General features: G+C 43.1%; 13 protein-coding genes and 5 tRNA genes. 15 read left to right on the forward strand and 3 right to left on the reverse strand.

The genetic code is table 11. From position 1 onward, the window contains the following. Positions 1–11: 11 nt before the first annotated feature. The 3 genes from MHI35_RS01030 to murQ are packed head-to-tail and all read right to left on the reverse strand — an operon-like array spanning position 12 to position 3177. Positions 12–1385: a PTS transporter subunit EIIC gene (locus MHI35_RS01030; RefSeq protein ID WP_211063453.1), complete on the reverse strand. Its 1374-nt coding sequence runs from the start codon at positions 1383–1385 to the stop codon at positions 12–14. Further along, complete coding sequence (locus MHI35_RS01035) at positions 1382–2251, reverse strand: MurR/RpiR family transcriptional regulator (RefSeq protein WP_012008736.1); 870 nt, start codon at positions 2249–2251, stop codon at positions 1382–1384. The genes MHI35_RS01030 and MHI35_RS01035 overlap by 4 nt, the downstream gene beginning before the upstream one ends. 14 nt (positions 2252–2265) lie before the next feature. Beyond that, positions 2266–3177 (reverse strand): N-acetylmuramic acid 6-phosphate etherase, encoded by a 912-nt coding sequence (gene murQ / locus MHI35_RS01040; protein ID WP_211063452.1) that lies wholly within the window; start codon positions 3175–3177, stop codon positions 2266–2268. A gap of 221 nt (positions 3178–3398) precedes the next feature. Between murQ and MHI35_RS01045 the strand changes: the two genes are divergently transcribed. The 15 genes from MHI35_RS01045 to MHI35_RS01115 all read left to right on the forward strand — a co-directional run bounded on the left by MHI35_RS01045 (position 3399) and on the right by MHI35_RS01115 (position 13563). Next, a tRNA-Glu gene (locus MHI35_RS01045) sits at positions 3399–3473 on the forward strand. 6 nt (positions 3474–3479) lie between these two features. Continuing rightward, positions 3480–3555 (forward strand) — tRNA-Val (locus MHI35_RS01050). 3 nt (positions 3556–3558) lie between these two features. After that, positions 3559–3631: transfer RNA gene (locus tag MHI35_RS01055), tRNA-Thr, on the forward strand. A 28-nt stretch (positions 3632–3659) separates the two neighbouring features. Continuing rightward, a tRNA-Tyr gene (locus tag MHI35_RS01060) sits at positions 3660–3744 on the forward strand. A gap of 4 nt (positions 3745–3748) precedes the next feature. Continuing rightward, positions 3749–3820 (forward strand) — tRNA-Gln (locus MHI35_RS01065). 136 nt (positions 3821–3956) lie between these two features. Further along, the gene (gene rocF, locus MHI35_RS01070) at positions 3957–4868 is read left to right on the forward strand and encodes an arginase (RefSeq protein WP_211063451.1); all 912 of its coding nucleotides are present in this window, start codon (positions 3957–3959) and stop codon (positions 4866–4868) included. A 183-nt stretch (positions 4869–5051) separates the two neighbouring features. Continuing rightward, positions 5052–5615 (forward strand): RNA polymerase sigma factor SigW, encoded by a 564-nt coding sequence (gene sigW / locus MHI35_RS01075; RefSeq protein ID WP_144522526.1) that lies wholly within the window; start codon positions 5052–5054, stop codon positions 5613–5615. A 14-nt stretch (positions 5616–5629) separates the two neighbouring features. Then, the gene (rsiW, locus tag MHI35_RS01080; RefSeq protein ID WP_144459611.1) at positions 5630–6256 is read left to right on the forward strand and encodes an anti-sigma-W factor RsiW; all 627 of its coding nucleotides are present in this window, start codon (positions 5630–5632) and stop codon (positions 6254–6256) included. Between the two features lie 216 nt (positions 6257–6472). After that, the gene (cdaA, locus tag MHI35_RS01085; RefSeq protein WP_012008741.1) at positions 6473–7294 is read left to right on the forward strand and encodes a diadenylate cyclase CdaA; all 822 of its coding nucleotides are present in this window, start codon (positions 6473–6475) and stop codon (positions 7292–7294) included. Further along, on the forward strand, positions 7287–8696 hold the full coding sequence (locus MHI35_RS01090) for a CdaR family protein (RefSeq protein WP_211063450.1): 1410 nt from the start codon (positions 7287–7289) through the stop codon (positions 8694–8696). The genes cdaA and MHI35_RS01090 overlap by 8 nt, the downstream gene beginning before the upstream one ends. Before the next feature lie 25 nt (positions 8697–8721). Then, positions 8722–10068 carry a phosphoglucosamine mutase gene (gene glmM, locus MHI35_RS01095; RefSeq protein ID WP_044139154.1) on the forward strand — a complete coding sequence of 449 codons (1347 nt, stop codon included), beginning with the start codon at positions 8722–8724 and terminating at the stop codon, positions 10066–10068. A 576-nt stretch (positions 10069–10644) separates the two neighbouring features. Next, positions 10645–12447 (forward strand): glutamine--fructose-6-phosphate transaminase (isomerizing), encoded by a 1803-nt coding sequence (gene glmS, locus MHI35_RS01100; RefSeq protein WP_335349346.1) that lies wholly within the window; start codon positions 10645–10647, stop codon positions 12445–12447. A gap of 134 nt (positions 12448–12581) precedes the next feature. Continuing rightward, positions 12582–12869, forward strand: a complete 288-nt coding sequence (locus MHI35_RS01105) for a hypothetical protein (RefSeq protein WP_335349345.1) — start codon at positions 12582–12584, stop codon at positions 12867–12869. Beyond that, positions 12856–13212, forward strand: a complete 357-nt coding sequence (locus tag MHI35_RS01110) for a DUF2200 domain-containing protein (protein WP_335349344.1) — start codon at positions 12856–12858, stop codon at positions 13210–13212. Before MHI35_RS01105 ends, MHI35_RS01110 begins: the two co-directional genes overlap by 14 nt. A gap of 159 nt (positions 13213–13371) precedes the next feature. After that, positions 13372–13563: a PLD nuclease N-terminal domain-containing protein gene (locus MHI35_RS01115; protein WP_003217265.1), complete on the forward strand. Its 192-nt coding sequence runs from the start codon at positions 13372–13374 to the stop codon at positions 13561–13563. Positions 13564–13565 lie beyond the last annotated feature (2 nt).

Genomic DNA, 13565 nt, shown 5'->3' on the forward strand with positions numbered 1-13565 from the left:
CCTCCTATTGCTTATTTTTCCTCAAATTCAACAGCCATATCATCATGGAAACCAAATAAGTATGTGAAAATAAATCCAGCGACATAAGCAATAAAGAGTCCAATTAAGTAAAGAAGCATTTGATGTGTGTGAACAATAAAGGTTAATGGGAGACCTGATACACCAATCGCCTTCGTTGCAATTTGGAAGTATGCTTGAAATGCACCGCCAATTCCAGCGCCAAGACAAGCGGTGAGAAATGGTCGCCCCAGCGGGAGTGTGACACCGAAAATGAGTGGTTCACCAATGCCAAGCATCCCTGAAGGAAGTCCACCTGCGATGGCTCTTTTGAGTTTTTTCTTTTTTGTTTTCATATAAATGGCGATTGCCGCACCTACCTGTCCTGCACCGCCCATAGCGAGAATCGGCAAGAGCGGGTCATCTCCTATGGAATTGATGAGTTCCATATGAATCGGTGTCAGTCCTTGATGAAGTCCTGTTACAACAAGCGGAAGGAAGGTCGCACCAAGAACAAATCCAGCGAAGATGCCGCCCATATTTAATAGATAAGTTAATCCTGAGGTAATGGCATCCGATATAAATCCGCCGACTGGCATGAAGACAACGTACGTAAAAATGCCTGTAATAAGTAGTGTGATGGTTGGTGTGACGATGATATCAAGTGATTGCGGGACAAAGCGTCTGATTCTTGTTTCCACAAGTGCCATGAAGATAGCAGCTAGGAGAACACCAATAAGTCCGCCTCTGCCTGGTAGAATATTTGTGCCAAATAACATAATATCTGCGGAGGCTGGGTTAATAATGAGGATCCCAGCTAATGCGCCTAATGCAGGAGAGCCCCCGAACTCCTTTGCGGCGTTTGTTCCGACTAATATACCGAGATATGCGAACAACCCTGAACCAATAACGGTTAAAATAATCGCTGCTTGAGATTTTTCATCAAGCCAGCCTGCTTGCACGATTGCTTTTGTAATCCCTGTAATAAGACCTGATGCAACGAGTGCTGGAATGATAGGAATGAAAATGCTGGCAATTCGTCGTAAGAACAGCTTGAACGGTGTACGGTTCTTTTGTGAAATGGCTTGCTTGTTTTTTTGTGCTTCGTTGTTTAAATCATAAGTGCCAGAGGCATTTAGCAGTTGTTCAAATGCACTTGATACTTGGTTGACAACACCAGTACCTAAGATGATTTGCAGCGTTTCTGCCTCAACGACTCCAATAACGCCATCGAGTTCTTTGATTGCATTGATGTCAACTTGTTCATTGTCAATCGATGTAATTCGGAGACGCGTCATACAATGTGTATGGGAAGAGATGTTTTCAGAACCACCACAGAGAGAAAGGATGTCTTTCGCCAACTGTTGATATTTCGTTTGATGACTCATGTTGAATCCCCCTTTGATTTTCGTTTCATGGAGCGGATGGCATGTCTTGTCTTATCAATATATTGCGCTGTCTCTTCATATTGACGGGAAGCTAAGCTGAGGAACAAGACATCAATTAAGTATAGCTGTGCCATTCTAGAGGAAGTGGCTGCACTGCGAAAAGGTGCTTCGTTGGAACCGGACGTCGATAGGTGAACGTCACATAAGGCAGAAACGCTTGTATGGCCTGGGTGCGTCAAGGCAATGGTTTTCACTCCATTGTCTTTTGCGAGCTGTAGGGCTTGAATGATGTCTAACGTTTCTCCTGAAAAAGATATACCGAACACGATGTCATTCTCTCCTGCATTTGCGATGACCGTTGATGCGATGTGCATGTCAGTAAAGGCAGTCGCTGCATAATTGATTCTGAGAAATTTCTGCTGGGCATCCGCTGCGACGATGCCAGATGCACCGACGCCGATAAAATGGATTTGGTTTGCATGAAGCAGTAATTGAACAGCTTTTTCTAATGCATCTGCATTTAAGATAGAAGCAGTATCTTTAATTGATTGAATCGAGTTTCCTGCTGTTTTTTGAATAATCGATTGAATTGGTTCATCTTGTTCGATATCACGGTAGCCCTGTTTATCGCTGTGCATCAAGTCTCCAGCGATTCGCATTTTTAAATCGTGGTAGCCATCTAGACCGAGAGATTTACAAAGGCGAATGACTGCAGAACTGCTTGCACCGGCTGCCTGACTAATCTCGTGTACTGTGCTTTTAATGACTTTGTCAGGATGGGCAAGGATATAGTCTGCAATGATTTTTTCAGATTGGGGGAGCTTTGCTTTCATTGTGTGAAGTAGGGTGAGTCCACCTGCTGACATGAGCTCTGCCTCCTTTAGGATTGATGATGTGAGATGGCTTTGTCGATATGACCATTTGCTTTGTTGAGTAAATCCTTGGCTGTTTTCTTGTCTGTGTTTGTTTGAAGCATGACGATGGCTGTTTTGACTTCTAAGTCTGCCGCTTCAAGCGTTTTCACGGCTTGTTCGTAGGAAGCGTTTGTCACATGTTGAATGATAGTGATGGCGCGTTCTTTTAATTTATGATTGCTGACTTTCACATCAACCATCAAGTTTTCATATACTTTTCCTTGTCTGATCATGACAGAGGTGGAAAGCATATTTAAAATCATTTTATGAGCGGATGCGGCTTTCATTCGTGTTGATCCAGTAATGGCTTCTGGTCCTACAATGACTTCAATGGCGCAGTCTGCCAGTTCGCTGATTTTTGATTGTTCATTACAGCTGAGGGCTACTGTTTTTGCGCCGATGGATTTAGCGTAGTTTAAAGCACCGATGATGTAGGGTGTCCTGCCGCTGGCGGCGATACCGACGACTGTATCTTTTGATGTTAGGTGAATGTGTACTAAATCCTGTTTGCCGGCTTCTTCACTGTCTTCCACATCTTCAGCAGCATGTGAAAAAGCAGAGTCTCCGCCTGCCATGATGCCGACAATCACATCAGGTGAGACGCTATAGGTAGGGGGACATTCGACAGCATCCATCACGCCAAGTCTGCCGCTTGTCCCGGCCCCTAAATAAATGAGTCTGCCCCCATTTGAAATGGATTCATAAGCGAAGTCACTTGCGGTTTTGACATGTGGTAGGACGCGGTTTACTGCTTGAGCGACTTTCATATCTTCTTCATTGATCAGCTGGAGTATTTCAAGCGGATCAGCTTGTGATATTCCCATTGTGTTAGGGTTTCTTGATTCTGTTGTCAAAGAACGCAATTGAGATGGCTGCATGCGACATTCCTCCTTATTTCTTCATTTTCAGTATATTCAGTATGATATGAAATTTCAACATTATATTTAAATACTGAAATTATATTTCAATCAAAAAGTGGTGCTAATTGAAGGTAAATAGTTAGAAAATAAAAAAAATAAAAATCCCCTTTACAAAAGGGGGACAACCTGTATATAATAACTTTTGTCAGCTTCAAGGAAACAGTCAAACTTGACAAATTGGCCCGTTGGTCAAGCGGTTAAGACACCGCCCTTTCACGGCGGTAACACGGGTTCGAATCCCGTACGGGTCACCATAATGTGGAGGATTAGCTCAGCTGGGAGAGCATCTGCCTTACAAGCAGAGGGTCGGCGGTTCGAGCCCGTCATCCTCCACCATATGCCGGTGTAGCTCAACTGGTAGAGCAACTGACTTGTAATCAGTAGGTTGGGGGTTCAAGTCCTCTTGCCGGCACTGTTTTTTCTTTATCAATTCCATATGTGGAGGGGTAGCGAAGTGGCTAAACGCGGCGGACTGTAAATCCGCTCCCTCCGGGTTCGGCGGTTCGAATCCGCCCCCCTCCACCATTTTTGGGCTATAGCCAAGCGGTAAGGCAACGGACTTTGACTCCGTCATGCGTTGGTTCGAATCCAGCTAGCCCAGTTAAGACACCTTTTTCAAAAAGGTGTCTTTTTTTATGTGGTGAGGCAGAGTGTATAACTATTCAAAATATTGTTGAGTTGAGTCAGAAGGTATCCAGAAAGTAAACTATAAGCATGAACGGAAAGGGGATGTACATATGGGAGAGCAAAAGAAAGTCACGCTTGTCGGGGTTCCAATGGATTTGGGTCAAATGAGAAGGGGCGTCGACATGGGACCGAGTGCGATTCGATGTGCAGGCGTAAAAGAAAAATTGGAATCGCTTTCATTCGATGTGGAGGATCTCGGAGATATTCCGGTTGAACAAAGAGATGATGAAAAGGGTTTATATACAAGTGAAAAGCTAAAAAATTTAACGGAGAATGCTGGTGCGAATCAGCTGCTGGCTGAGAAGGTTGACAGTATTGTGCAATCAGGCTCATTCCCGCTCATTTTAGGTGGTGATCACAGCATTGCCATTGGCACACTTGCGGGAGTAGCCAAGCATTATGAAAACTTAGGTGTCATTTGGTATGATGCACACGGTGATTTAAATACAGAGGAGACCTCTCCTTCTGGAAATATACATGGTATGCCGCTTGCAGTCAGTCTCGGCCTTGGTCATGCTGATTTGACGAACATTGGTGGTTATTCACCAAAATTGAAGCCTGAGAATGTTGTTTTAATTGGTGCTCGATCTTTAGATGAGGGAGAGAGGGCATTGATTAGAGAGAAAGGCATTAAAGTGTATACGATGCATGAAATAGATCGTTTAGGGATGACAAGGGTGATGGAGGAAGCCATTTCTTATTTAAAGGAAAGAACGGATGGTGTTCACCTTTCGCTTGATTTAGATGGATTAGATCCAGCCGAGTGTCCAGGTGTTGGAACTCCTGTAGCAGGAGGCATCAGTTACCGGGAGAGTCATCTAGCCATGGAGCTTTTAGAGGAAGCGGGTATTTTGACTTCAGCTGAATTTGTTGAGGTGAATCCGGTTTTGGATGAAAAAAATAAAACAGCCGAAGCAGCTGTTGCGTTGATTGGTTCGTTAATGGGCGAAAAGCTATTGTAGAGCGGGACTTGTTCCCGTTCTTTTTTGTTTTGGATAAATTTAAGGATATATTAAGGTTTTTACTGGTGGATATGCGTAACACGCTGTCAAAAATTTGTTACACTATTTTTTAGAGGAGAATGAAACCTTTTGGAAAGAGGTTCGTATACATAAAGACCGGTGAAGGCAGAGGTTGAATATACTATGGACACAATGATTAAAAAGAGAATTAAGCAATTGAAAAAAGGCGACCAGAACGCATTTGCAGACATCGTAGACCTGTATAAAGACAAAATTTATCAGCTGTGCTACCGTATGCTTGGGAATGCACACGAAGCAGAGGATATCGCACAGGAGGCGTTTATTCGTGCCTATGTGAATATTGAAAGCTTTGATGTGAATCGTAAGTTTTCTACGTGGCTGTACCGCATTGCAACCAACCTGACCATCGATCGTATTCGCAAAAAAAAGCCGGATTATTATTTAGATGCAGAGGTGGCAGGAACAGAAGGATTGAATATGTATTCTCAAATTGCTGCTGATGGCATTTTGCCAGAGGATGAGGTGGTGTCTCTTGAATTATCGAGTACCATTCAGCAAAAAATTCTAAGATTACCCGATAAATATCGTTCGGTCATCGTATTAAAGTATATTGATGAACTCTCGTTAAAAGAAATTAGTGAGATCCTAAATATACCAGTTGGTACGGTGAAAACGAGAATACACAGGGGTAGAGAGGCTCTCCGGAAACAGTTGAGAGACCTTTGAGTGAGGTGATTTTGATGAGCTGTCAGGAAAAAATCGTCCTGCTTATGCATCAGTATTTAGACGGGGACATTGAGCCCCAAGACGAAAAAGAATTAAAAAGCCATCTGCAATCGTGTGAGGAGTGCCGTACTCATTATCAACAAATTGAGAAATCCATCGCGCTTGTGCAGAGTACATCTCATATAGAAGCACCAACTGATTTCACTGCAAAGGTGATGGCAGGTCTTCCTAAGGAAAAAAAGCGTGTGTCGATTCAAAGATGGATCAAAGCTCATCCGCTGATGGTGGCCGCTGCCCTCTTTCTCATTTTGATGGGAGGTAGTCTGTTTACAAGCTGGAATACCGATCATAATTTCAGTGTGTCAAAACAGCCGAATCTCGTCGTTGTAAATGATACAGTGACCGTACCTAAAGGGGAAACCGTAAAAGGTGATGTCACTGTCAAAAATGGCAAGCTGATTGTAGAAGGCAAGGTTGATGGAAATGTCACCGTCGTCAATGGGGAACAGCTGACTGCTTCTGCCGGACAAGTCACTGGTCAAATTAATGAAATTAACGAAGTGTTTGATTGGATTTGGTACAAAATGAAATCTACAGCACAAAATGTGATGCGGGTCATTGGACCAGAGGAGCAAAAGTAATCATACGGGTCGAGAGCAGTCTCTTTAGGGGCTGCTCTTTTTCTATATTATAGGTCAGAATGTAAGCGCAATAGCACGCCAGCCATATATGGCAACTGTTTTCCTTGCTGAAACAAAATGTGGTATAATAGCCACGCTATGTATTTACACATAGGTTCTTTTTTTATTAAAAATGCATCAAACGAAGAATAACTGAAAACTCTGGAGGACGAGGAAATGGCTTTAGGGGATATTCCTTTTTTGCAGTACCTCGGTAATGCTGTTGATATTCTCGTTGTTTGGTATGTGATATATAAATTAATGATGGTCATCCGCGGAACAAAAGCGGTTCAGCTTTTAAAGGGAATTGTGGTCATTGTTCTCGTCAGGATGGGAAGTGCGTATCTCGGTCTTAACACACTTCAATGGCTGATGGATCAAGCGATTACGTGGGGATTCCTTGCGATCATTATTATTTTTCAGCCAGAGCTAAGGAGAGCGCTTGAGCAGCTTGGGCGCGGCCGTTTCTTCTCAAGAAGCGGGACACCTGTAGAGGAACAGCAGCAGAAAACGATCGAGGCAATTACAAAAGCAATTAACTATATGGCAAAACGTAGAATCGGCGCGCTGCTGACAATAGAGCGTGATACTGGGATGAATGATTACATAGAGACTGGAATTCCTTTGAATGCAAAGGTGAGTTCAGAGCTGCTCATTAATATTTTCATTCCAAATACACCGCTTCATGATGGTGCTGTCATTATGAAGCGTGATGAGATTGCAGCTGCAGCTTGTTATTTACCGCTGTCAGAAAGTCCTTTTATCTCTAAGGAACTTGGGACGCGTCACAGGGCGGCAGTCGGAATTAGCGAAGTGACAGACAGCTTGACCGTCATCGTTTCTGAGGAGACAGGCGGCATTTCTGTCGCAAGAAATGGTGATCTCCACCGAGAATTGACAGAAGAAGCGCTTCAAGAAATGCTGATTGCTGAATTTAGTAAGAACAGCAAAGATGCTTCCTCGACCAAATGGTATTGGAGGGGCAAGAAAAATGGATAAGATTTTGAATAATCGCTGGGCCGTAAAGCTTCTTGCATTGGTCTTCGCTTTATTGCTGTATGGTGCAGTCAATTCAGCGCAAGCGCCCACGCCGAAAAAAATCGGTGAATCCTTTTTCCCAACATCGACGACAGATGAAGCAACCCTAACTGACATTCCTGTTAAAGCGTATTATGATGACGAGAAGTACGTCGTTACTGGTGTGCCGCAAACAGTCAATGTGACAATTAAAGGGTCAACGAGTGCTGTGAAAACAGCAAGACAAACAAAGAACTTTGAAATATATGCAGATATGCAGAATTTATCCACAGGTACTCATAAAGTGGAGCTGAAAGCAAGAGATGTATCAAAAGGACTCACACTATCGATCAATCCATCTGTGACGACGGTGACGATACAAGAAAAAACAACAGCAGAATTTCCTGTTGAAACTGAATTTTATAATCAAAATAAAATCAAAGACGGCTATTCACCTGAACAGCCTATTGTGAATCCAAAAAAAGTCACAGTTACAGGTTCTAAAGACGTGATCGACAAAATTTCTGTCATTAAAGCATTTGTGAACCTAGAGGATGTCGATCAGCAAATTGAAAAGGAAGCGAAGCTCACTGTGTATGATAGCAGCGGGAATGAGCTGCCAGTCGAATTGAGTCCGTCTGTGGTGAATATTACAGTTCCCATCTCAAGTCCAAGCAAAAAGGTTCCGTTTAAAATAGAGCGGACTGGCAGTTTGCCGGATGGGATCAGTATCTCAAGTATTGAGACAAGCCCGAGTGAGGTCACAGTATACGGCTCTCAAAAAGTGCTGGATTCGCTTGATTTTATTGATGGCGTCAAGCTGGACCTAAGCAAGATCAAAGATGATACGGAAATTGATGCCGACATTCCTCTGCCAGATGGTGTGAAAAAGGTATCGCCCGAAACGGTGAAGATCAAAGTGAAGGTTGCAACAGCGCAAGAAAAAAAGATCGATAATGTACCCATCTCTGTCGTAGGTCTGAGCAAGGATCTTACCTCTGATTTTGTGAGCCCAACTTCTGGACGGCTCACGTTAACAGCAAAGGGATCAAAGAGTGCGATTGATAAACTAAAGGCTTCAGATGTTGAAGCCTATATCAATGTCGGGGACTTGAACGAAGGAACACATGAGGTCACAGTTCAAGTGAACGGTCCTCAAAATGTGACGTGGACATTATCGAGATCAAAGGTCAAAGTGAAACTGACTTCTACTGAGGCAGAAGATCAGCCAGCGTCTACAAATGATCAGAAGAAGCCATCTTCTGATGACGATGAGCAGGAAGAGAAGAGTAAAGAAGAAACCACGCAAGATAAAGCAAAGAAAGAATCAAGTCAAAGACAGCGGATCAAAGAAGATAAAAAAGAGGACGAATCGTCCTCTTGAATGGTAAAAAAGGAGCGATTGAAACATGGGCAAGTACTTTGGAACTGATGGTGTAAGGGGTGTGGCGAATAGCGAATTAACGCCAGAGCTCGCATTTAAAATTGGGAGATTTGGCGGCTATGTGCTCACGAAGGATAAAGAACGTCCAAAGGTACTCGTTGGACGAGACACACGTGTATCTGGTCATATGCTAGAAGGAGCGCTCGTTGCAGGCTTACTTTCAATTGGGGCTGAAGTGATGCGTCTAGGTGTGATCTCAACACCTGGAGTGTCTTATTTAACGAAAGCAATGGACGCAGAAGCGGGTGTCATGATCTCTGCTTCTCACAACCCAGTTCAAGACAACGGAATTAAATTCTTTGGCGGTGACGGCTTTAAGCTGTCTGATGAACAGGAGAATGAAATTGAGCAGCTGATGGATCAGCCGGTCGATCAATTGCCACGCCCAGTTGGAGCGGATCTTGGCACGGTAAATGACTACTTTGAAGGCGGCCAGAAATACTTGCAATTCTTGAAGCAGACAGCAGACGAGGATTTCACAGGTATCCACGTGGCGCTTGACTGTGCACACGGCGCAACCTCTTCTCTAGCGACACATTTATTTGCAGATTTAGATGCAGATGTGTCCACAATGGGAACATCACCAAATGGATTGAATATCAATGATGGTGTAGGCTCAACTCATCCAGAGGCACTTTCTGCTTTTATGAAAGAGAAGGGTGCAGATATTGGTCTTGCGTTTGATGGTGACGGTGACCGTCTGATTGCTGTCGATGAAAAAGGTGATATTGTAGACGGCGATCAAATTATGTACATATGTGCACGTTATTTGAAGGGCGAAGGCCGATTAAAGGATGACACTGTCGTATCCACGGTCATGAGTAACCTAGGTTTCTATAAAGCGCTCGAGAAACAAGGCATTAAGAGCATCCAAACCGCTGTTGGTGATCGCTATGTGGTTGAAGCGATGAAAAAGGATGGGTATAATGTCGGCGGTGAGCAATCAGGCCACTTGATTTTCCTTGATTATAATACGACAGGTGATGGCATGCTTTCTGCAATCATGCTTGTCAACACACTCAAAGCAACAGGGAAAACATTGTCAGAGCTTGCAGCTGAAATGGAGAAATTCCCGCAGCTTCTAGTGAATGTGAAAGTGTCTGATAAATATAAAGTAGAAGAAAATGAAAAAGTAAAAGCAGTCATTCAAGAGGTTGAAAAAGAGATGAACGGTGACGGCCGTATTCTTGTTCGTCCATCTGGAACAGAGCCGCTTGTCCGTGTCATGGCAGAGGCGAAAACAAAAGAACTATGTGATGAATATGTGACTCGAATTACCGCTGTTGTGAAGGAAGAAATGGGTATTGAGTAATAGATGAAAGCAAATCGCTAGTAGCGGTTTGCTTTTTTTTCGAATAAACGTCATAAATGGATGGATTTGTACGAATCTTATACGCGAGGGCAATTTACTGTTGCCTTCATACATAGGAGAGCACATCAAAGGTAGAACGTGACAAGCCTCATCGCATATAGTGTATGGAGGTCTTACTTTCTCAAATGAAGGGGATCACCCCGCTACATTGTGATTGACGGAGGTCAGACCTTATAGTACAATCATCCTTGTGTTACTGGCTTTTTATTCTATCAGGAAAGGCAGGGTAGATGTTCAGCAACTCTCTTATAATTATAGCGCCCGAACTAAGCGATCGGACGAAAGATGCTTAGTTGACGAGGATGGAGGTTATCGAAATTTCGGCGGATGCCTCCCGGCTGATCAAAAAAGAGATCACAGCCGTAAGTGTTTCTTTAAAGCAAAGAGGTGACTCTTTGTACAAAGGGAATACACATGATCTCCCAAATTAAACATGTAGAGAGGGACGAAGAAATGTCCCTTCTATTGTAGTAGGCTTTCTTTGTCCCTTTCACATGATCGGGAGGAAGAATATTTATGTGTGGAATCGTAGGTTATATTGGTCAGAATGATGCGAAGGAAATCTTATTAAAAGGTTTAGAGAAGCTTGAGTACCGCGGGTATGACTCAGCAGGTATCGCTGTGGCAAACGAAGAAGGCGTGCATGTGTTCAAAGAAAAAGGACGTATCGCTGAGCTTCGTGAAGTTGTTGATGCAAACGTAGCATCTTCAGCTGGAATCGGACATACACGCTGGGCAACACACGGTGTACCAAGCCATCTAAATGCGCATCCGCATCAAAGTGCTTCTGGCCGTTTTACGCTTGTTCATAACGGTGTCATCGAGAACTATGTACAATTGACACGCGAATATTTACAAGACGTCACACTAAAAAGCGACACAGATACAGAGGTTGTTGTTCAAGTCATCGAACAATTTGTCAGCAGAGGTCTTGATACAGAGGAAGCTTTCCGTCAAACGCTTCTTCAACTAAAAGGCTCTTATGCAATTGCTCTTTTCGATAACGAAAACAAAGAAACAATCTATGTGGCGAAAAACAAAAGCCCATTATTGGTTGGTTTCGGAGAAGATTTCAACGTTGTAGCTTCTGACGCAATGGCGATGCTTCAAGTAACAAACGAATATGCGGAATTAATGGATAAAGAAATGGTCATTGTCACAAAAGACGAGGTTATTATTAAAAACCTTGACGGTGATATCATGACACGTCCTTCTTATATCGCTGAGCTAGATGCAAGCGACATCGAGAAAGGCACATATCCTCACTACATGTTAAAAGAAACGGATGAGCAGCCGCTTGTTATGCGCAAAATCATCCAAGAATATCAAGACGAAAACGGCAAACTGTCAGTCGCTGGCGATATCGCAAGCGCAGTAGCAGAAGCAGACCGCATTTACATCGTGGCTTGTGGAACGAGCTACCATGCAGGGCTTGTTGGTAAACAATATATTGAAGACTGGGCAAAAGTACCTGTAGAAGTCCATGTAGCAAGTGAATTCTCTTACAACATGCCGCTTCTATCGAAAAAGCCGTTGTTCATCTTCCTTTCTCAATCTGGGGAGACTGCGGACAGCCGTGCTGTACTTGTTCAAGTCAAAGAGCTTGGTCATAAAGCATTAACGATCACAAACGTACCAGGATCTACGCTTTCTCGTGAAGCGGACTTCACATTGCTTCTTCATGCAGGACCAGAAATTGCAGTGGCTTCAACAAAAGCCTACACAGCACAAATCGCTGTTCTTGCGATCCTTGCATCTGTTGCAGCTGAATTAAATGGTCAATCTCTTGACTTCGACCTTGTGAAAGAGCTTGGAATTGTAGCAAACGCAATGGAAGCCCTTGTCGATCAAAAGGATGAAATGGAACAAATCGCTCGTGACTTCTTCACAGTGACACGTAACGCATTCTTTATCGGAAGAGGACTTGACTACTATGTGTGCCTTGAAGGTTCACTCAAACTAAAAGAGATCTCTTACATTCAAGCAGAAGGATTTGCTGGCGGAGAACTCAAACACGGCACGATTGCTTTAATTGAAGAAGGCACACCGGTCATTGCCCTTGCAACGCAAGAGCACGTGAACCTCAGCATTCGCGGTAACGTCAAAGAAGTTGTTGCACGCGGAGCAAACCCATGTGTCATCTCACTAAAAGGCCTAGAAGACGAAGGCGACCGTTTCATCCTTCCAGCTGTACACCCAGCACTTGCACCACTTGCATCTGTTGTCCCATTACAGCTAATCGCTTACTACGCAGCCCTTCACCGCGGGTGTGATGTGGATAAACCACGTAACCTTGCGAAGAGTGTGACGGTGGAGTAGTAATTAAATAAAATCGGATTTTTGATACCCCTTTAGATATAATTGTCTAAAGGGGTATTTTTGAGTCTAAAGAGCTGAATAAAATGAAAGATAGATTCGATAAGATCGTTTATTTTCAAAGGAGCGGGATCATGATGAGTGATTATTTAAAACAAGAAAAACGGGGAATTATTTTTTTCTTCATCGTTTATATCGCATTGTTTATAAGCTCTTATTTGTTGATTGGCGGTCCTGCTACCGTCGAAGGACCGATTTGTGTATTTCTAGGATTCTGTTTCGTTCAATTTCATAAATATAGATCTTTCAAAAAAGATGCAGGTAATAAAAAGAGAATAGGCATACTAAGAGAGCAGCATATAGAGAAGGCCATACAGCTTGAATATTTTATAAAGAAAGAGAGAAAAACACATGACCAAACATAAAATTTACACAATGAGTTTTGCAAAAGTATATCCTCTCTATATCGCAAAGGCGGAGAGAAAGGGAAAAACGAAGGCTGAAGTCGATACGATTATTTGTTGGTTAACAGGGTACAGTCCAGAAGAGCTGCAGGAACAGGTAGATAAACAGATAGACATTGAAACCTTCTTTGCTGAGGCCCCTGAGTTTCATCCTTCCCGCAGCTTAATCAAAGGAGTCATCTGTGGTGTTCGAGTAGAGGACATTGAGGAAGAAACCATGAAAAATATTCGGTATCTAGATAAGCTGATTGATGAGTTAGCTAAGGGAAAGAAAATGGAAAAGATTTTGCGAGATTCGTCATGATCATCACAAGCAAGCCCAGTGAATAACCTTCACTGGGCTTTTTTATATTTATAGACCATTCGACCAATAAAAATAAAATCCATTTGAACGAATTCTCTCTTCATGTCGTCAAAAGAAGTAATACCAAAACAAATTGGCGTTTGAAAGGGAGTGGCGTGGATGGATATGAAGATGATTTTACCTCTTATTTTGCTGCAAGCGATTTTAATGGTGATTGGATTGTTTGATTTGCTGAAAAGAGATCCATCGAGGATCAGAGGAGAGGTGAAGTGGGTTTGGGCTTTGGTGATTGTGTTTGTGGCGAGTGCGGGTCCTATTGCGTATTTCATTTTTGGTCGTAAACAATCTTAGTA

Source organism: Bacillus sp. FSL K6-3459, assembly GCF_038003305.1.
GTDB classification, from domain to species: Bacteria; Bacillota; Bacilli; order Bacillales; family Bacillaceae; genus Bacillus; species Bacillus pumilus_O.

What these genes read in the sequence shown, in the direction of transcription:
- MHI35_RS01115 (WP_003217265.1), top strand. Translation starts at nt 13,372, where the DNA reads ATGGATATGAAGATGATTTTACCTCTTATTTTGCTGCAAGCGATTTTA.
- glmS (WP_335349346.1), top strand. Translation starts at nt 10,645, where the DNA reads ATGTGTGGAATCGTAGGTTATATTGGTCAGAATGATGCGAAGGAAATC.
- MHI35_RS01110 (WP_335349344.1), top strand. Translation starts at nt 12,856, where the DNA reads ATGACCAAACATAAAATTTACACAATGAGTTTTGCAAAAGTATATCCT.
- murQ (WP_211063452.1), bottom strand. Translation starts at nt 3,177, where the DNA reads ATGCAGCCATCTCAATTGCGTTCTTTGACAACAGAATCAAGAAACCCT.
- sigW (WP_144522526.1), top strand. Translation starts at nt 5,052, where the DNA reads ATGGACACAATGATTAAAAAGAGAATTAAGCAATTGAAAAAAGGCGAC.
- MHI35_RS01105 (WP_335349345.1), top strand. Translation starts at nt 12,582, where the DNA reads ATGAGTGATTATTTAAAACAAGAAAAACGGGGAATTATTTTTTTCTTC.
- cdaA (WP_012008741.1), top strand. Translation starts at nt 6,473, where the DNA reads ATGGCTTTAGGGGATATTCCTTTTTTGCAGTACCTCGGTAATGCTGTT.
- glmM (WP_044139154.1), top strand. Translation starts at nt 8,722, where the DNA reads ATGGGCAAGTACTTTGGAACTGATGGTGTAAGGGGTGTGGCGAATAGC.
- MHI35_RS01030 (WP_211063453.1), bottom strand. Translation starts at nt 1,385, where the DNA reads ATGAGTCATCAAACGAAATATCAACAGTTGGCGAAAGACATCCTTTCT.
- MHI35_RS01035 (WP_012008736.1), bottom strand. Translation starts at nt 2,251, where the DNA reads ATGTCAGCAGGTGGACTCACCCTACTTCACACAATGAAAGCAAAGCTC.
- rocF (WP_211063451.1), top strand. Translation starts at nt 3,957, where the DNA reads ATGGGAGAGCAAAAGAAAGTCACGCTTGTCGGGGTTCCAATGGATTTG.
- rsiW (WP_144459611.1), top strand. Translation starts at nt 5,630, where the DNA reads ATGAGCTGTCAGGAAAAAATCGTCCTGCTTATGCATCAGTATTTAGAC.
- MHI35_RS01090 (WP_211063450.1), top strand. Translation starts at nt 7,287, where the DNA reads ATGGATAAGATTTTGAATAATCGCTGGGCCGTAAAGCTTCTTGCATTG.